We start from the raw sequence: 16,795 nt of genomic DNA on the forward strand, positions 1-16,795 counted from the left end.
CAGCGCCTCCGTGTCACCGTCGGCCGTGCGCCAGACGATCTCCTGCGCCATGCGCAGGGAGCCCACCGACGGGTATCCGACCACGGCCAGCGGGGCGTGGCCGCCGTAGTCGTCGGCGTAGCGGATCTCTTCTTCGCCCGGCTGGTCCGAGCAGGCGCTCAGCGTACCGACGGCGAGCGCGATGGCGCCGAGGACCGTCCGCCACCTGCTGGTTCTCTTCATCGGGTCACGGTAGCGGAACGTCGGACCGAGTCCGCAATGTCCCCGTCGGGCCTCAGTCGGCCAGGCCGTCTCTTTCGGATCCTGCCGGACAACGCGGGCCCGGCAAGATGCGAAAGAGACGGCCTAGGCGAAAGATCGACTTACCTGCCTCGGGCCGTTCCAACTGGGGCAGGGAGGTCCATTCGAGGAAGGCGAGGCGCGGGATGGGGGAGCCGGAGGATGCCCTGGCCGTCCGCCACGTCACCGAGCGGCTGATGAAGGCGCACCCTGAGCTGGACGCGGGGGTGGTGCGCCGGTCAGTGCAGACGGCGTACGAAGAGCTCAGGTACGCGCGTGTGCGTACCTACCTGCCGGTCCTGATGGAACGCAGGGCCAAAGACCTGCTGCCGCCCGACGAGCAGACGGAAGCGCCATAACTGACCCCGGCGCGTGCCCGTTTTCCGCGCGGCGGCACCGAGCGAAGGAATGCGACCTGACACCCGATGCCACCACCAAACACGCGGCAAGCATCCGTCACCTGCGGTGTGCCCGGCAGGACTGAGCGCGTCAGGTGTCAGGATTCGGGCCCGCCCCGAGCACCCGGGGGAACGGACAGAGCTCCCGCGGCGGCGTGCGTCCCAGCCCTTCAACGACTAGGCACGCAAATGAATGGCACGCCGGCCCCACCACGGTGAGGGCGTGAGCCAGCCGGGCCGTACCGGCGCTTGGGGTCCCCTTTTCGGATCTTGGTCGCGGCCGGGCGGTACAGTGCGCGCCGTGGATATACCCGACTGGTACGTCTGGATCGCTCTCGGTCTGGTCGCCCTGCAGGCCCTTGGCCTCGTCCCTGTCGTCCGGCGGCTGCGCGGCCCCGACCTCGCGCTGCGCTCCAGTGCGCGTCTCGAACTGCTGGAGACCGTCGGCAGCCTGCTGCTCATGGGCGGGCTGCTGCTGAGTCTCACGGTGGCCGAATCCTGGTTCTGGATCGCTGCCGTCGGCTTCGCGCTCATGGCCGCCGGCTACACCGTGAAGGGTGTCCGCCGCCTCCGCGCCCGCCGCCACCCCACGCCCTGACCCGTACGACAGGTCGTAGGGGCCGGGAACGCGGTAAATGGCCAGGGCCGCGACCTGGTCGGGCTAGGCACTGTCCGGCGGATCATGCTTCGGAGTCGAGGATCCGGAGGTCGTAGAGGTATGAGCGGTCGTTCTTGAAACTGCGCCAGATGGTGGCGGGGGGTTCGGGTTCGTTCGCATGGCTGTCAAGGGGATGGGCGGTGACGAGGCCGTCAGCGATCTCGCAGTGCCAGCCGTCGGTCGGCGACCAGACACACCACACATTCCCGTCCGTTCGACGATAGGCGGGGCGACCGTTGCGCTCGCCGTCGCGTTCGAAGTGGTAGCGGAGCCCATCGATGTGGCGCACGAAGGTGAAGGATGCAAGTGCCGTCATACCTTCGGCACTGTATGCGACGACGCTGCTGCCGCTGAGGAGTTCTGTGCGTGACCAGGTGCAGGGCGCGTCTCAGGGGCAGAGCCAGAGCCGGATTGCGGCGACTGTGACGGTGCCGTGGAACACGTAGGCCCTCTTGTCGTAGCGGGTGGCGACAGCCCGGGAGTTCTTGAGCCGGTTGATCAGGCGCTCGACCTCGTTGCGACGTTTGTAGATCTCGCTGTCGAAGCCGGTGGGCCGGCCACCCTTGCTGCCGCGTCGTTTGCGGTTGGCCCGCTGGTCCTTTGGTTCGGGGATGGTGTGCTTGATCTGGCGTCTGCGCAGGTAACGGCGGTTGCGGCGTGAGCTGTATGCCTTGTCGCCGCAAAGGTGGTCCGGCCGCGTTCGCGGCCGTCCGCCCTGCGGGCGGGACACTCGGATCCGCTCCAGGACCTCGATCATCTGCGGTGCGTCGCCCCATTGTCCCGGCGTGACTAGGAAGGCCAGCGGCCGGCATCCACCCTCACCGGCGAGGTGGATCTTGCAGGTCAGGCTGCCCCGGGACCGCCCGAGTCCCTCGTCGGGGCGGTGGTGCCGGGGCGTCGATCTTTTTTCGGGACGCGTGGCTTCTTCTTCCGGGCGCCGGCCGCGTGCTGATGGGCACGGCAGGCCGTCGAGTCGACGCTGACCATGCTCCAGTCGATCCGGCCCGCGAGGTCGGCGTCCGCCTGGACGGCATGCAGGATTCGGTCCCACGTACCCTCCGCCGACCAACGCCGGTGCCGTTCATAGACGGTCTTCCAACTGCCGAAACGCTCAGGAAGGTCCCGCCACGGTATGCCCGTTCGCACCCGGAACAAGATCCCGTTGATCACCCTGCGGTGGTCGTTCCACCGGCCGCCACGCTGCCCCGACGCCGGCAGGTGCGGCTCCAGCCGTACCCCCTCAGCATTCGTCAGATCACCCCGCCCCATGTCGGGAACAACGAGCCAGTAATCCGACAGTCACATGATCCGCCGGACAGTGCCTAGTTCTAGGCGTCGGGGAAGCCGACCTCGCCACCGAGGTGTCCGGCGGTGGACCCGGTGGCCGTCCACCGCCGTCACTCGCAGCCTGCACTGCGGAAACTTGTACCCCCAGTGTCTCTATGAGCCGGTCTGGGGCCCGCGGCCTCGGGGCAACGGCCTCCACCACCGGTAGCCCGGAGGGCGGCTCGCCATCGGACAGCGGACCGCCGACGGCCCGTTCTTAGTCACTGCCACCACCTCCGTCAGGAGTTCGGCGGACCGGGCCGGAACACGCGAAAGGGTCGTCGCCGCTTGGAATGCGGCCCCTCCGAGGGTGCAGGCCTACCGCCGTGCCGCCTTTGCTTACCCTTTACGATTGGTCGGGTACTTCCCCTGCCAGGCAACCCCAGCCGGACCGCACCGCGCGGCCCGCCGAGAGAAGAAGGAGCAGCAGACCCGCAATGGGTGAACCTCCCAGTCCAAGCCGTGCCACGCCTTGCCCGCAGAATCTGAGCCGGGAAGTGGGGGTGGCACGGTGACCGAAGTCCTGTTGTTGCTCCTTGCGCTGGCTCTGACGCTGGCGTGCGCGGTGTTCGTTGCTGCCGAGTTCTCTCTCACCACCGTCGAGCGCAGTGAGCTCGAACGTGCGGTCCAGGCTGGTGAGCGGGGCGCCGAGGGCGCTCTGAAGGCAGCCAAGCGGCTGACCTTCCAGCTTTCGGGTGCCCAGCTGGGTATCACGGTGACCTCGCTGGTGATCGGCATGCTGGCTGAGCCGTCCGTCTCCGCGCTGCTGCGTGGCCCGCTGGAGGCGATCGGTCTGCCGTCCGGGGCGGTGTCGGCCACCGCGACCGTGCTCGGCGTCGCGGTCTCCACCGTCGTCCTGATGGTCGTGGGTGAGCTCGTGCCGAAGAACTGGGCGATTTCTCGCCCGCTCGCGGTGGCGAAGGTCGTCGCCGGGCCGCAGCGTGCCTTCACGGCCGCTTTCGCCCCGCTGATCCGGCACCTGAACAACACCGCGAACCGGCTGGTGCGCCGCTTCGGTCTGGAGCCGGCCGAGGAGCTGGCTTCCGCCCGCACCCCGCAGGAGCTGGTGGCGCTCGCTCGCCATTCCGCTCGTGAGGGTGCGATCGAGGCCGACTCGGCGGAGTTGTTCGTGCGGACCCTGCACCTGGCCGAGTTGACCGCGGAGAACGTGATGACGCCGAGGATCGACGTCCAGGCCCTGGAGCTGCACGCGAGCGCCGCCGACGCTGCGAACCTCACGTACGTCACCGGCCTGTCCCGCTTCCCCGTCTACCGCGACACCCTGGACGAGGTGGTCGGCACCGTCCACATCCGCGATGTCCTGGACCTGGACGAGGACAAGCGCCTTTTGACCTCGGTGGCCGACCTGATGACCTCGGCGCTGCTGGTGCCGCACTCCCTGCCGGTGGACACCCTCCTCGGCCGGCTGCGCAAGGCCCGCACCATGGCCGTGGTCATCGACGAGTACGGCGGCACCGCCGGCGTGGTCACGGTCGAGGACATCGTGGAAGAGGTCGTCGGTGAGGTACGCGACGAACACGACCCGATCGAGGTTCCCGACCTCATCGAGGCCCCGGAGCAGGACGGCCGCAAGGTCTGGGAGGCCGACGGGAGTGTTCGCCTGGACGAGCTGGAGGAGATCGGCTTCACCGTTCCCGACGGCCCCTACGAGACGCTCGCCGGCCTGATCGCCACCCGTCTGGAGCGCATCCCGGTCGAGGGCGACACTCTTACCGTCACCGGCTGGGAGCTGGTTGTTCTCGACATAGACCACCACCGCGCCGACCGGGTCACGATCACCGCGCCCGCCGCCACCGAGGTAGAGACCGTCTCCCGGGAGGAGGACCGATGACCGCGATCCAGTTGCTGATCGGCGTTTTCACCCTGATCACCAACGCCTTCTTCGTCGGCGCCGAGTTCGCCCTCATCTCGGTCCGCCGCTCCCAGATCGAACCCGCTGCCCAGAGGGGCGACCTCAGGGCGAAGACGACCCTGTGGGGTCTGGAGCACCTCTCGGCGATGATGGCCACCGCCCAGCTCGGCATCACCGTTTCCTCCCTGGTCCTGGGCGCGGTCGCGGAGCCCGCCATCGCCCACCTGCTGGAGGCCCCCTTCCACGCCGTCGGCGTACCCGAGGGCCTGATCCACCCGATCGCGTTCGTCATCGCGCTCACCGCCGCGACGTACCTGCACATGCTGATCGGCGAGATGGTCCCGAAGAACATCGCGCTCGCCGCGCCCGCGCCGACCGCGCTGCTGCTGGCGCCGCCGCTGGTCGCCCTCACCCGCACGCTGCGGCCCTTCGTCTTCGGGATCAACGCCTTCGCCAACATGCTGCTGCGGCTGCTGAAGGTCGAACCGAAGGACGAGGTCGGATCCGTCTTCACCGACGACGAGCTCGCGCGACTGGTGAAGGACTCCAGCGCCGCCGGGTTCCTGGCGCCCGAGGGCGGGGACCGCCTGCGGGACGCGCTCGAACTCGGCAAGCGGCCGGTCGGCGATATCATGATTCCCCGCGACGCCTTCGTCACGGTCGCGCTGGGCATCACCCCCCGCGGGCTGGAGCGCACCGCCGCCGACCACGGATACTCCCGTCTGGTCGTCACCGGCCCCGGCGGCGAGATCATGGGCTTCCTCCACATCAAGGACGCCCTCGGCCACGCCGACCGCACACTCCCGTTCTCACCCTCCGCCCTGCACACCGTCACCCAGGTCCGCAAGGACACACCACTGGACGACACCATGAACGCCATGCGCAACGCGGGCACCCACCTCACTGCAGTCACCGACCACAGCGACACGGTGATCGGCTTCGTCACCATGGAAGACGTCCTCGAAGAACTCGTCGGCGAAGCCGCCTGATCCCCCCATGCTCAGCAGCGGAGGCCGGCCCCCGCACCAGGGGCCGGCCTCCGGCATACACCGCCCCTGACCGGGGCAGACAACAAGCGCCGGCTCAAGCTCTGCCTACGGGCGGTAGATCATCTCCATCAGGAACGCCGCGGCCAGAACCCACACCCCGATCCCGAGCAGCCACCACCATTCGGCGGTCGCGCCCGCAGCGATCATGGCGGCCCCGCAGAGTGCGAGGGAGATGATCTTGAGCCGCATCTGGCGTTCCGGCGTCGACATTTCCTGGCGTTCCTTTCATCTTCCCCTGCCAGCATCTGCAGAAGACTGCTTACGGCTGCGGCGGTCAGCCGCCGACGTGGATGCCGGGGCGGCGGTCGGGGTCGGGTTCATGGCTGCGGATGATCTCGCGGGTGACCGGAGCGGTGTCGCCGCGGCCCAGGAGGAAGTAGCGGACCATGTGCACCAGCGGGCTGCCCTCGGCCCAGGCGAAGTAGCAGTGCGGCTGCACGCCGGTGGCGTCGCGCAGGGCCAGCAGGATCGCGGCGATGGCGTTCGGCGCGGCCGGCGCGGCCGCGCGCAGGATCCGGTGGCCGCCGACCTCGGCTCCGTGGACGGTGAGGGTGTCGCTGAAGTCCGAGGGGTCGACCACGTCGATCTCGAGGAAGATGACGTCGGCGCGGCCGGGCACCGGATTGACGCCGCGCTGTTCACGTTCCTTGTCGCTGTACTCGGCGACGTCGCCGGCCTGACGGCGGTTGGCAATGATATTGATGGCGCCGTCGTAGGCGATCGTGTCATCGATGAACCGGCGGGCGTCGGCGTCGAAGACGATGCGGTCGGCGCGCAGCTCGGTGGTGCGTGAGACGCGGGAGATCAGCGACACGATGATGATGCCGGCGATGAAGAACCCGGAGATGACCAGCCCGTCAGGCTTGTCGATGATGTTGGCGACCAGGGCGTAGAGCAGGACGGCCGTCAGGAGGGCGAATCCGACGGTGGTCGCGCGCCGGCGGTGGCGGGCGACGGAGACGGTGACGGCGAAGGCGCCGGAGACCATCATCGCCAGGATGCCGGTGGCGTAGGCGCCGGCCTGCTCGTCGACGTCGGCGTCGAAGGCGATCGTGATGAGGATGCACAGGGCGGTGTAGACGAGCACGACGGGGCGTACGGCGCGTCCCCATTCGGGGGCCATGCCGTAGTCGGGCAGGTAGCGGGGGACGATGTTGACCAGCCCGGCCATGGCGGAGGCACCGGCGAACCACAGGATCAGGATGGTGCTGATGTCGTAGACGGTGCCGAAGACCTCCCCGACCTGTTCGTGCGCCAGGTATGCCAGCGCGCGGCCATTGGCCGCCCCGCCCGGTTCGAATTCCTCGTGCGGGATGAGGAGGGTGGTCACGAAGCTCGCCGAGAGCAGGTAGACGCTCATGATGAGAGCGGCGGTGGTCAGCAGGCGGCGGGTGTTGCGGATCCGGGCGTGCAGCCGCTGCTCGGGGTCGGCGCCTTCGGCGGCGACGAGCGGCATCATGCTCACGCCGGTCTCGAAGCCCGACAGGCCCAGCACCAGCAGCGGAAACGCCAGCAGTGCCGGGCCGAGCAGGTCGCCGAAGCCGCCTCCGCCCGCTGCGAGTGCGTCTGTCCACGCCGACCAGGCCCCCGGGGTGGTGAACACGTTGGCCAGGCCGATGCCGATGACGACTGCGTTCAGGACGAGGAAGATCGCGACCAGCGGGATGGCCACACTGACGGCTTCGCTGAATCCGAGCAGGAACACCCCGCCCAGGACCAGCAGCAGCGCGACGGTGAGGGCGACCTCATGCCCGTGCAGTACTGCCGGGAAGAAGGGGTTCTCCACCACGTGGACCGAGGCGTCCGCGGTGGAGAGGGTGATCGTGATGATCCACGAGGTGGCGACGAAGCCGAGCAGGACCAGCACGAACAGCTTGCCCCACCAAAACGGCAGCAGGTCCTCCAGCATCGCCACCGACCCGGCACCGTGCGGGCTCTCCTTCGCCACCCGCCGGTACATCGGCAGCATCCCGAGCAGGGTCAGCGCCACGATCAGCAGCGTCGCCAAAGGCGAGACCGCCCCGGCCGCGAGCGCAGCGATCGCGGGCACGTAGGCCAGGCTTGAGAAGTAGTCGACGCCGGTCAGGCACATCACCTTCCACCAGGCGTGCGGCTCGGCATGGGCCTCACCGGCGGCCGGCCCCACCGGCTGCACCCGATGCCGCAGCATCCACTGCGCCACCCTCCCGGTGGGCTGATCCCGCAGAGCAGGACTGTCCACCACCTCCGGCATCACCGGCTCGCTGGCTTTCCTCATAACCCCTTCAACCCTGCCCGGCGCAGCAGCAAACAGCCACCAGCCGCAGGCCGCGCGCAATGATCATCGTGTATGGGGTTGCCGCCGGCACGGACCCCCGCCATCAGATCGGCGCCCTGTACGCCCCCATGCCCCGCCTTCCACGACCCATCTCACCCAGCACTCACTAGCTGCCTCCGAGCCTCAACGCCGCCGGTCGGAACGGCACAAGAGCGGGCGACGGTCTTCCCATTTAGTGGCCCAGTGGCTCTCACGGCCGAGGACATCGCAGAGCTTCCAGAGGATCCGCGCCGAAGATTCCTTGACGGATCCCTAACACCCGCACGTCCTCAGCCAGCCCTGTCCACGCAGAAGGCGGCACCCCTTTGCCTTGGCGCGGCCGGCGAACCCGCAGCGAGACAGGATGGCGACTGCCCGCCTCCGTGCGGCCGAAGCCCTCGCTGTTGGGGGATGTCCAGCTCCCCCGGGCTTACCCGGTCCCCCGCTATCACAGTGCTCGGGAGGCACCCCCACCATCAGTCGCTGATGTTGGGGCTGGGATCACGGCCCGTGTCCCGGGACCGGACGCCAGCGTTGAGATCCGCGACGCGTGGCCCCCGGCCCATCTTCCGGTGTGGCCGCGTGTGACGGCCCCGTCCACCCGTCCGGAGGCGGGGCCGTCTTCCAGTACTCAAGTGGCTTCCGCCGCGACCGTGGCAGTCGGCAGCTCCTGGGCGGTGCGGGCGATGAAGTGGCGGGTGTTCTCCGGGTCCAGTGCCTTGGCCTGGAGGTGGTCATACATGACGCTGTAGTGGTGGACGTCGGATCGTTTCTCCAGATAGACGTCGCTGGTGAACCGCTCCAGATGGACCGTCCCCGCCGCGCTGTCCGGGAAGCGGAGGATGGAGAACTGCCCCGAGACGCCCGGGTGGGCTCCCGCCTCGTGCGGGAGAACCTGCACGGTGATGTGCGGCTGCATGCCGAGGCGGTTGAGGTGCTCGAGCTGGTCGCGCATGATCGTGGGACTGCCGACCGTACGGCGCAGTGCGGACTCGTCCAGCACGGCCCATAGACGCAACGGCCGGGCCGGGTGGTGGGCCCGTCCCTGGCGGCGCAGCCGGACCTCGTGGCGCACGGCGATCTGTTCCGCGGTGGCGAGAGGGATCGTTTCCTCGATAACGGCTCGGGCGTAGGCGGGTGTTTGCAGCAGGCCGGGGATCACCAGGGGCTCGTAGGAGTGGATTGAGGAGGCTGCCGTCTCCAGGCCGATGTAGACGGCGTACGGGACTTCGCCGCAGGCAACCCACCAGCCCTGCCGGTCCGATTCCGTGGCCATCTGCAGCAACGAATCGATGACCTGTGGGTCTGTGACTCCGTAGAGACCGCACAGGTCCCGCACATCACGAGGCTTGATGGCTCGGCGGCCGTTCTCCAAGTGACTGATCTTGGGCTGGGAGATCAACAGGCGTTCTGCCACCTCCGTACTGGTCAGGCCACTGGCCTGCCGGAGCCGTCGCAGCTCCGCGCCCAGCCGGCGTCTTCTGATGGTCGGGTTTCCATTCCCCGCCACGGCGGTCCACCTCCGGCTCGGGACTGTCTGCCAGCCACAGGAATTGCGGGCCGGGTCAGGCGACTCACCGAGCGGTGACGATCAACGGCCCCTGCCGGTGAGTGTCACGTCACGTGAACGCAGGCGCGTGCACAGCCCGAGCAAGATTCACCCGGACGCCCCCACTTTTCACCTATCCGCTGGAAAAGTCCGCTTACCTGTTCGGCTCCGCATGGGGACGTGGCCGGTTGCAGAGCGCGCCAGCCACCGGTCAAGGCCGCAAGCCCGTAGTCCTGCCCAACCTGATCGGGACGGGCAATTGGTTCGGATACGGCGACCGGATCTTGACCCAGGCCAAACGACGCGGCGCTGCTCAGACGCTGGCATGAGCAGTGGGGGGCCGAGGTCTTCCTCGCCCAGGGCACATATCTGGTGCTGGTCGGCGACAGACCGCCTTTGGACCCTCGGGCAGCGGCGCAGGCCGCCACAGAGTTGCTGGGCTACTGCGATGACACCGTGGAGGACCCGCGGGCGGCATGGTCCGTTGGTCGGTGTGGTCGCTGTGGTGGGACTGAGCCACGCCGCGCGCGAGGAGCGGAAACCGGGTGAGGTGACCGAGCGTGAACTCAACGTCGGCGGCCGCCGCCGGCCGCGATGTCCAGCAGCCGGTCCCGCCCCATGTCGTCCACCGCCAGGCCCCCAGCGAGAGGTTCGTCGCGGTGCATTCGGCGGGGAGGGCTGGGCCTACTGGACCCGTCCCTGAAGCCGAATCGCTGGGGGCGTCGCCCTGACACGCGATCTCGCTGCTGCAGGCGGGCCGGATGCCGTTGACCGGGGCGGTGACCGGCGACGTGTGACGGCTGCCGGGGGCCTGTTTCGCTCCCTGCGCAGGCCGTGATCCGGCGCCCTCCCGCCACAGGCAAGATGCGGTTTCCGACCGGCACGCGCCGCACCTACCTCGCCCGCGCACCAGGCCGTGTCCGTCTACGGCGCCGCGCGTACTGCCAAACGCGCGTCTGTGTCCGGACCGGCACCCGCGGTTGGACTTCCCCGGTGTGTGCTGCCACCTCGCGGGGGCTGTGCGTGACTGCTTGGTCAGGCCCCGATTGCGGACTCGGTGTCGGGATGGAGCGGGAACACCTGGTCCAGTCCGACGACGCCCAGGACGCGCCGCGTGTTGGCCGGGACCGCGGCAAGTGCAAAGTCGGCTCCGGCCGACTGGGCGTGGTTGAGAGCGGCGATCAGGGCGCTGATGCCGCTGGAGTCGCAGAACTCCATGCGTGCCAGCTCCAGGACGAGGCGCTGGCCCCGCTCCAGGGGGAGAGTTTGGACGAGGTCGCGCAGGGTTACGGAGGTGTCATAGTCGAGTTCGCCGATGACTTCTACAACCGGGCCTTTCGGGGTGTCTCGGACGGTGAGATCCAGTGGGCTCATACCGGCTCCCCCGGGACGGGGACGCCGAGCGCGAGGAGGGCGGTGTCGTCGTCGAGGCCGTCGCCGAAGCCGTCCAGGAGGCTGGTCAGTGCCTCCATGACCGCATGCGGGGGGCGGCCGGCGTGGTGGGTGGCGAAGGCGCGCAGGGCTTCGTCTCCGTACAGGTCGGTGCGTCCTTGCCCGGTGCGGGCTTCGGTGAGGCCGTCGGTGTAGAGCAGGAGGGTGTCGCCGGGGCCCAGGGTGATGGTGGCGGGGGTGAAGGGCGCGGTGGGCAGGATGCCGACGAGGAGGCCGCCGGGGGTGGGCAGGAAGTCGGCTGTGCCGTCGGCGCGCAGTACCAGGGCCGGCGGGTGGCCGCCCGAGGCCAGGTGGACCGTGACCTGTCCAGTCACCGGGTCGGGTTCGAGGGTGCCGAATATGGCGGTGCAGTAGCGGGGGTCGCCGCTGCTGTAGCGCTCGTGCAGGACTCTGTTCAAGGTGGTGAGGGCGGAGACGGGGTCGGGGTCGTGTAGGGCTGCGGCGCGCAGGGTGTAGCGGGTCAGTGAAGTGACGGCGGCGGCTTGCGGGCCCTTGCCGCACACGTCGCCGAGGAAGAACGCGAAGCGTGTGGCGTCGAGGGGGAAGACGTCGTAGAAGTCGCCGCCGAGCCGGTCGGGCGAGGCGGTGCGGTAGTGCGCGGCGCTCTCCATGCCGGGTATGGGCGGCAGGGTGTCGGGCAGCAGCGATGACTGCAGCACTGCGAGGGCGTCCTGGAGGCGGGCCCGGTCGGCTTCGGCCTGCCGGTGTGCTTCCTCGGCGGCTTTGCGGGCCCGCAGGAGTTCTTCTTCGTAGGCGCGGCGGTCTCGGGCGTCGAAGAGGGTGGTGCGGATCAGCAGCGGCTCACCCGTTTCCCCGTGCTTGACCACGGAGGAGACCAGCACCGGCATCCGGACGCCGTCTGCCTTTCGGATCTCCAGGGCGACGCCGCCGATCTCGCCCTGCATGCGCAGCAGCGGCGCGAAGTGCGTCTCGTGGTAGAGCCTGCCGCCCACGGTCAACAGGTTGGTGAACCGCATCCGGCCCACCACCGCCTCCCGTTCCAGGCCCAGCCAGTCCAGCAGCGTCGTGTTGATCTTCGCGATGGTGCCGTCCATCAGCGTGGACAGATACCCGCACGGCGCGCTCTCGTACAGCTCCTCCGCGCTGTCCTCCAGCAGAGCGGCGAACGCGGCCTCCGAAGTCTTCTCGTCGTCGGCGTCGTGCGGGTCGTTCTGCTGACCGGTGCGGCACATCACCGCAGGCCGGCCAGGAAGCCGGTGATCGCCTGGTTGGTGGCTTCGGGTGCGGACATGTGCGGGCAGTGCCCGGTCGCATCCAGGGTGATCAGTGTCGAGCCGGGGATCGCCTGGTGCACGAAGGCGCCGACCTCGCGCGGGGCGATGGCGTCCTGGGTGCAGTCCAGCACCAGCGTCGGCACGCTCACCTCCTTGAGGTCCTGCCTGGAGTCGGACAGGAAGGTGGTGCGGGCGAAGACGCGCGCCATCGCCGGGTCGGTGGCGCAGAAGCTGTTCGTCAGCTCCTCACCGAGCTCGGGCCGCTCCGCGTTCCCCATGATCACTGGCGCCATCGCTGCCGACCAGCCCAAATAGTTCGACTCCAGTGAATCGAGGAGTTCCTCGATGTCCTGCGGGCTGAAGCCGCCCCGGTAGCCCTCGTCGTCGATGTACCGGGGAGAGGGCGTCACCATCACCAGCGCCCCAATGTGATCCGGAGCCATCTGGGCGGCCAGAACACCGATCATCGCGGAGACCGAATGCCCCACGAACACCGCGCCTCGAAGGTCGAGCGCGTCGCACACGTCCACCACGTCCTGGGCGTAACCGGCGAGGGACGCGTAGCGGGTCTCGGAGAACGCGGAGAGATCGGAGCGGCCCGAGCCCACGTAGTCGAACAGCACCACCCTGTAGTCCTCGACCAGGGCAGGAACGGTGAGGCGCCACATGTTCTGGTCACAGCCGAACCCGTGCGCAAGGACCACCGTCCGGCCTCGGGGATTGCCAGTGACGGTGACGTTGTTCCTGCGCTGGATATCCATACCGAGCAGTCTCTCAGGTCTTACCCGTCACACTTGCAAGCCCCCGGCCACCCCACACCCCCCACCCCACGCCTTCACACGTCCCTGAGACTGCCTTGAGGAAGCCGACCAACCGTTGGCGGCGCGATCGGGTCGATTGGCTTCGGCGGTCCCCCTCTGGTGCGGCGCCGGCGGCCGCCGACACAGTGACACCGGCTCAGTGGTGGCGTCGGCCCCAGAAATGCCCATCGCGCTCGCGGCATTGCTGGTCGGAGCCGTATGGGTGACGGCCTGGACCGTCGCCACGCTCTCCGCCACACGCAGCAGCCACAAGCAGTGCGCATAGGGGCGGGCCTCAAGCCCTGGCAAAGAACTGCTTGCCAGCGACAGGGGCGGGTGTCTCCTGCTCCCTCCACGCGGTAGCCCATGGGGGCAGGCCTGGCCGCTGCATTACGTGTCGGTCCTGGCGCCGCGGGCTTGATAAGGCTGTGAGGGGTGGTGCTGGCCCCGAGGTGTGTCCGACTTGCCGTGTACCGGGCGAAAGTGGGGGAAAGCGCACTATATGGAAGAGCAGACCCTATCTTCACTGATCCTGCCGACGCCTGCCAGGACCGGTCTCAGTTGCGCGGCGGCGCGGGAGGCCACCCGCGACCTCCTGGCGGCTCTGAAACCTGAACCGGGGTGGGTAGACGACCTGCTGACCGTGGTGAGTGAGCTGGTCTCCAACGCCAGCCGCCACGCCGGCGGCGCCACAGCCCTGAGGATCACCGCTCACTCCAGCACGGTCACCATAGAGATCTCTGACCGCTCGCCCTCCCCGCCCCGGCTGCAGCCCCGAGCACCGCAAACACCCGGCGGGTTCGGCTGGCGACTGGTCAACCAGCTCGCCACCACGGACACACGTGTCCACAACGGCGGCAAGACCATCACCGCTACCCTCACCACCGAGGCCCAGCTCCCCCTCTGCCCCGGTGGAGACAGCCAGCTTGCGCGCTGTCGTCACGCACCCCGAACAGCGGCAGAGCACCCGTCAGCTCCAGCAGGCGATGCAACTGGTCCGGCACCTGCACCGTACGCGGGGGCCGACCGAAAGGACAGCACACCTCCCGCCACCCCCCGGGGTGGGAGAGACCGGCGGACCATCGCTGCGCCAGAACCCGCCACCGTGAGGACGTGAGCCAGCCGGGCCATACCGGCGCTTGAGAGCCGCATTTCCGGATCTTGGTCGCGGCCGGGCGGTACAGTGCGCGCCGTGGCCATACCCGACTGGTACGTCTGGATCGCTCTCGGTCTGGTAGCACTGCAAGCCCTTGGCCTCGTCCCAGTCGTCCGGCGGCTGCGCGGCCCCGACCTCGCGCTGCGCTCCAGTGCGCGTCTCGAACTGCTGGAGACCGTCGGTTTGGCCAAGCGGTGCCACCCACGCCGCCCGTCGGCGGCCGCAGCCGCCCTGTCGGCTGCCGCGTGCAGTTCGGCCCGCGCGGCCGCACCGTCACCGGGCAAACCTCGGTTGCGTCGGCGACGACGGCGCGCAGCCGTGCCAGCTCTGCGGTCCCGAACACCGTCCCGTGGACGCGAACGCCGAGCAGCAGAGGCGCCCACCCTGCAAGGGCACCCCGGATCTGCTCACACAGTTCGGCAATCCCCGCGTGCGGGCCGTCGGGCGCAATACCGGCGCTCATCTCCCCCTGATCACCGCCACCACCGACAACACGCCTCGGCCCGGGCTCGACCGCCCAGCTACGGGGCGGGGGTGAACTCCACGTCGGTGCCGCCGCAGGCGGCCGCAATGTCCAGCAGCCGGTTCCGCTCCATCTGGTCGACCACCAGGCCCCTGCGGAGCTTCGTCGCGGTCCACTCCGCGCCGCACCGGCGCAGCGTGTCCGGCGCCGGCGGCAGCCACTGCGTCGGGTCCTGGTCCGCCCTTCGACCAGTTCGAGCGGGCCGCCACCGCCACCAGCGAGGCGGCTGACCGTGATCATTCGCGTACGCCTCCCACCGCGCCGCCGGCCAAGCCGACGCCCCACACCGCACCCCGCGCTGTGGGGGGGCGCCCTGGATAGCGGTCGGCCATCATCCGCCGGTACAACGCGGCGACGTTCCCGCCGACCTCCGCCAGGACCGCCCACCACTCATCGGTCAGGCAGAGGCCATGCAGGCCAGGGCGCTCTGGAGCCGGCGGACTGCGTCCTCGGCCTCCGCATACTCCTGAGGAGTCGGTACGACGGCACCGAAGGTGTGGCTGTCTTCAGCAGGCAAGGCGCGCCAGTGCAGGACGGGAGTGAGAGCGGTAGCGGCTGCGCCGAGGAACCAGGCTGTATGCCCGTGGCAGTGGGCCAGGGCGATGGCCACAGCGGCGAGCGCTTCCCGCAGGTGTTCCAAGCGGTCAATCACGGGCAACGCCCCTGGACTTGGGGAGCGCCGACGGCGGCGTGCAGGTCGCTGGCGGCCTTCGCGAGGACCGTGCGATGGCGGGGTGGCAGGACCCACACCTGATCACGGATGAGCCCCCCGGCTTCTCCCACCAGGTCCTCGATCAGCGTCCTCATGTCCATGTCCGACAGCCTATGTTCCTACCGGAGGTGCCTCCTTACCGCAGCCAAGGCCGGGTGCGAGGCAGGCCCTTAGAGCGATCGTCTGCACCGCGACAACGTTTTCAAACACCCCCACTCTTCCGATCGGGGCACTCGACGGCACAGAAGCTGGGCAAGCCATTCGCTTGCGTTCTGGAACAGCCAGTTCTCCCCCCGGCTACCAGGGCGGGGTCTTCGACGACCCCACGAGTGAGGTGAGCGAAGCGTTTGCGGAGCAGCCCGAGCGCGGAACGAACGGCATCGAGGCCAAGCTGCTGGCACGGGACCCGAAGACGGCAGGCGGATCCGGGAGTCTGCTCTCGGTCGGCCGACAGCGCAAGTAGCGCCTCGCTCGTTGTGCGGGGGTGGACGAAGAACCGAAAGTTTCGGACCAGCGGCCGTACGAGGAAGGGCAGCAGCGCCGCGCGCTGAGGTCCCACATCGAGGCCGCCCTCGCCCGCCGCCTGGGAGTCATGGACAAGCCGTCGGTGTGGCCCGCCCCAGCGGGACCAAGCCCGTACGACGGATGACCCGTTCCTGAAGCCGAAACACTGGGCGAGTCGCCCTGACACGCGATCCCGCTCCCGCAGGCGGGCTGGATGCCGTTGACCGGGGCGGTGACCGGCGACGTGAGACGGCTGCCGGGGCCTCCCGCCCCGCACCTTCACACCACTGCTGCGGGTGCGCCTCGCCTGCCGGCGCCCGGCAACCCGCTGCCGACGGAACGACTGGATCAGGCGGACCTCACGGAGCCCCCCGGCCTGAGTCGGACCTGAATGAGGCGGACCTTGAGGGACCCCCAACACCTGACGGTTGAGCATCTGGTGTCTGCCCGCCCCGACGGAGCACTTCGCTGCCGGCGCACCTCGCTACGGATGCGCGGATCATGGGCAATACGCCGCTGCAGCAGAGCACGCGCCCCCACCAATACGCGCTGCAGTCAGAGCGACTCTCGGTCCGGCCGCGGTCGCGTCGGACGGACTCGGTGCGGCTGTCGCTAAAACGGGAACTCGGGAGTTCCTGTGACGTCTCGCCCCGTGCGCACGCGGTAGCGGACCCGGGTGCCTGGAGGTCCCGAGGCGCGAATGGTTCCCCACGGGATCGTCTGACTCGTCTTGAGGGCGGCGAAGTTGCGGTCGTCGCTGACGAGGTCGAGATTGACGCCGTTCAGGCGTCGGCTGAGCGCGAGGGTGTCGCGAGGTTCGAGGATCTCGACGGTGGCCTGCTTCGCTACCGCCAGGTGCAGCTGCTCCAAGCGGCTGGGGCCAATGGTTGCGGTCTTGTCCCGGACGGCCACGACGACACCTCGTTCCCACGGCAGGACAGGACCCGCCGCCATGCCGCGGAGGCGCCCTGCGCGCTACTAATGG

The 16,795-nt window shown here is 69.1% G+C and carries 20 protein-coding genes; 8 read left to right on the forward strand and 12 right to left on the reverse strand.

Going from position 1 to position 16,795, the window contains the following annotated elements; translation table 11 throughout:
* On the reverse strand, positions 1-222 hold a 222-nt coding region (locus IH80_RS39860; protein ID WP_037881583.1), incomplete at its 3' end, for a hypothetical protein.
* A 203-nt stretch (positions 223-425) separates the two neighbouring features.
* Here IH80_RS39860 and IH80_RS39865 point away from each other — a divergent pair.
* Both IH80_RS39865 and IH80_RS0130640 read left to right on the forward strand, forming a co-directional pair.
* Positions 426-638 carry a three-helix bundle dimerization domain-containing protein gene (locus IH80_RS39865; RefSeq protein WP_037881586.1) on the forward strand — a complete coding sequence of 71 codons (213 nt, stop codon included), beginning with the start codon at positions 426-428 and terminating at the stop codon, positions 636-638.
* Positions 639-978: 340 nt separating this feature from the next.
* Entirely contained in the window at positions 979-1,275 is a 297-nt protein-coding gene (locus IH80_RS0130640) for a hypothetical protein (protein WP_037881588.1), read from the forward strand.
* Positions 1,276-1,357: 82 nt separating this feature from the next.
* Here IH80_RS0130640 and IH80_RS0130645 read toward each other — a convergent pair whose 3' ends face one another.
* Both IH80_RS0130645 and IH80_RS42820 read right to left on the reverse strand, forming a co-directional pair.
* Entirely contained in the window at positions 1,358-1,651 is a 294-nt protein-coding gene (locus IH80_RS0130645) for a hypothetical protein (RefSeq protein ID WP_030964822.1), read from the reverse strand.
* A 72-nt stretch (positions 1,652-1,723) separates the two neighbouring features.
* Positions 1,724-2,604, reverse strand: a protein-coding gene (locus tag IH80_RS42820; RefSeq protein WP_107056937.1) for an IS5 family transposase whose coding sequence is annotated in 2 segments (ribosomal slippage) — positions 1,724-2,244 and positions 2,244-2,604 — 882 coding nt in all. Because the reading frame shifts where the segments join, the coding sequence is not laid out codon by codon here.
* 568 nt (positions 2,605-3,172) lie between these two features.
* On the opposite strand from IH80_RS42820, the gene IH80_RS0130655 reads away from it, so the two are divergent.
* Together IH80_RS0130655 and IH80_RS0130660 are read left to right on the forward strand one after the other, a co-directional pair.
* Complete coding sequence (locus IH80_RS0130655; protein ID WP_030964825.1) at positions 3,173-4,513, forward strand: hemolysin family protein; 1,341 nt, start codon at positions 3,173-3,175, stop codon at positions 4,511-4,513.
* Positions 4,510-5,523 (forward strand): hemolysin family protein, encoded by a 1,014-nt coding sequence (locus IH80_RS0130660; RefSeq protein WP_030964826.1) that lies wholly within the window; start codon positions 4,510-4,512, stop codon positions 5,521-5,523. Before IH80_RS0130655 ends, IH80_RS0130660 begins: the two co-directional genes overlap by 4 nt.
* Positions 5,524-5,628: 105 nt before the next feature.
* Here the strand turns inward: IH80_RS0130660 and IH80_RS44995 are convergent, their stop codons facing one another.
* From IH80_RS44995 to IH80_RS0130675, 3 genes are all read right to left on the reverse strand, one after another.
* Complete coding sequence (locus IH80_RS44995; RefSeq protein WP_158943682.1) at positions 5,629-5,793, reverse strand: hypothetical protein; 165 nt, start codon at positions 5,791-5,793, stop codon at positions 5,629-5,631.
* Positions 5,794-5,857: 64 nt separating this feature from the next.
* A complete protein-coding gene (locus tag IH80_RS0130670) occupies positions 5,858-7,816 on the reverse strand; it encodes an amino acid transporter (RefSeq protein ID WP_420708883.1) in 1,959 nt (652 codons plus the stop codon).
* A 694-nt stretch (positions 7,817-8,510) separates the two neighbouring features.
* Positions 8,511-9,389, reverse strand: coding sequence for a helix-turn-helix domain-containing protein (locus IH80_RS0130675; protein ID WP_030964829.1), 879 nt, complete (start codon positions 9,387-9,389; stop codon positions 8,511-8,513).
* A gap of 348 nt (positions 9,390-9,737) precedes the next feature.
* On the opposite strand from IH80_RS0130675, the gene IH80_RS47455 reads away from it, so the two are divergent.
* The gene (locus IH80_RS47455; protein ID WP_078906821.1) at positions 9,738-9,977 is read left to right on the forward strand and encodes a DUF4253 domain-containing protein; all 240 of its coding nucleotides are present in this window, start codon (positions 9,738-9,740) and stop codon (positions 9,975-9,977) included.
* Positions 9,978-10,463: 486 nt separating this feature from the next.
* Here IH80_RS47455 and IH80_RS0130680 read toward each other — a convergent pair whose 3' ends face one another.
* From IH80_RS0130680 to IH80_RS0130690, 3 genes are read right to left on the reverse strand one after another with little or no spacing between them, the layout of a single operon-like run.
* Entirely contained in the window at positions 10,464-10,802 is a 339-nt protein-coding gene (locus tag IH80_RS0130680) for an STAS domain-containing protein (RefSeq protein WP_030964830.1), read from the reverse strand.
* Positions 10,799-12,073: a PP2C family protein-serine/threonine phosphatase gene (locus tag IH80_RS0130685; RefSeq protein ID WP_030964831.1), complete on the reverse strand. Its 1,275-nt coding sequence runs from the start codon at positions 12,071-12,073 to the stop codon at positions 10,799-10,801. The genes IH80_RS0130680 and IH80_RS0130685 overlap by 4 nt, the downstream gene beginning before the upstream one ends.
* Positions 12,073-12,876, reverse strand: a complete 804-nt coding sequence (locus IH80_RS0130690) for an alpha/beta fold hydrolase (protein ID WP_030964832.1) — start codon at positions 12,874-12,876, stop codon at positions 12,073-12,075. The genes IH80_RS0130685 and IH80_RS0130690 overlap by 1 nt, the downstream gene beginning before the upstream one ends.
* Before the next feature lie 541 nt (positions 12,877-13,417).
* Between IH80_RS0130690 and IH80_RS42835 the strand changes: the two genes are divergently transcribed.
* Positions 13,418-14,032: an ATP-binding protein gene (locus IH80_RS42835; protein WP_078906822.1), complete on the forward strand. Its 615-nt coding sequence runs from the start codon at positions 13,418-13,420 to the stop codon at positions 14,030-14,032.
* Positions 14,033-14,991: 959 nt separating this feature from the next.
* Here IH80_RS42835 and IH80_RS46350 read toward each other — a convergent pair.
* Both IH80_RS46350 and IH80_RS46355 read right to left on the reverse strand, forming a co-directional pair.
* The gene (locus IH80_RS46350; protein ID WP_234432435.1) at positions 14,992-15,246 is read right to left on the reverse strand and encodes a hypothetical protein; all 255 of its coding nucleotides are present in this window, start codon (positions 15,244-15,246) and stop codon (positions 14,992-14,994) included.
* Complete coding sequence (locus IH80_RS46355) at positions 15,243-15,407, reverse strand: hypothetical protein (protein WP_234432436.1); 165 nt, start codon at positions 15,405-15,407, stop codon at positions 15,243-15,245. Before IH80_RS46355 ends, IH80_RS46350 begins: the two co-directional genes overlap by 4 nt.
* A gap of 164 nt (positions 15,408-15,571) precedes the next feature.
* Between IH80_RS46355 and IH80_RS45000 the strand changes: the two genes are divergently transcribed.
* Positions 15,572-15,769: a hypothetical protein gene (locus IH80_RS45000; protein ID WP_158943684.1), complete on the forward strand. Its 198-nt coding sequence runs from the start codon at positions 15,572-15,574 to the stop codon at positions 15,767-15,769.
* 21 nt (positions 15,770-15,790) lie between these two features.
* Complete coding sequence (locus tag IH80_RS45005; protein ID WP_158943686.1) at positions 15,791-15,955, forward strand: hypothetical protein; 165 nt, start codon at positions 15,791-15,793, stop codon at positions 15,953-15,955.
* 467 nt (positions 15,956-16,422) lie between these two features.
* On the opposite strand, the gene IH80_RS0130710 is transcribed toward IH80_RS45005, so the two are convergent.
* Complete coding sequence (locus tag IH80_RS0130710) at positions 16,423-16,722, reverse strand: hypothetical protein (RefSeq protein ID WP_030964833.1); 300 nt, start codon at positions 16,720-16,722, stop codon at positions 16,423-16,425.
* Positions 16,723-16,795 lie beyond the last annotated feature (73 nt).

Origin of the sequence: Streptomyces sp. NRRL S-378 (genome assembly GCF_000720645.1) — a bacterium.
Lineage (GTDB): Bacteria > Actinomycetota > Actinomycetes > Streptomycetales > Streptomycetaceae > Streptomyces.

Excerpts from the sequence above, each read along its gene's own strand:
- IH80_RS0130690 (WP_030964832.1), bottom strand. The coding sequence starts at position 12,876 with ATGGATATCCAGCGCAGGAACAACGTCACCGTCACTGGCAATCCCCGA.
- IH80_RS42835 (WP_078906822.1), top strand. The coding sequence starts at position 13,418 with ATGGAAGAGCAGACCCTATCTTCACTGATCCTGCCGACGCCTGCCAGG.
- IH80_RS0130660 (WP_030964826.1), top strand. The coding sequence starts at position 4,510 with ATGACCGCGATCCAGTTGCTGATCGGCGTTTTCACCCTGATCACCAAC.
- IH80_RS0130645 (WP_030964822.1), bottom strand. The coding sequence starts at position 1,651 with ATGACGGCACTTGCATCCTTCACCTTCGTGCGCCACATCGATGGGCTC.
- IH80_RS0130670 (WP_420708883.1), bottom strand. The coding sequence starts at position 7,816 with ATGCCGGAGGTGGTGGACAGTCCTGCTCTGCGGGATCAGCCCACCGGG.
- IH80_RS0130685 (WP_030964831.1), bottom strand. The coding sequence starts at position 12,073 with ATGTGCCGCACCGGTCAGCAGAACGACCCGCACGACGCCGACGACGAG.
- IH80_RS44995 (WP_158943682.1), bottom strand. The coding sequence starts at position 5,793 with ATGTCGACGCCGGAACGCCAGATGCGGCTCAAGATCATCTCCCTCGCA.
- IH80_RS39865 (WP_037881586.1), top strand. The coding sequence starts at position 426 with ATGGGGGAGCCGGAGGATGCCCTGGCCGTCCGCCACGTCACCGAGCGG.
- IH80_RS46355 (WP_234432436.1), bottom strand. The coding sequence starts at position 15,407 with ATGGACATGAGGACGCTGATCGAGGACCTGGTGGGAGAAGCCGGGGGG.
- IH80_RS0130680 (WP_030964830.1), bottom strand. The coding sequence starts at position 10,802 with ATGAGCCCACTGGATCTCACCGTCCGAGACACCCCGAAAGGCCCGGTT.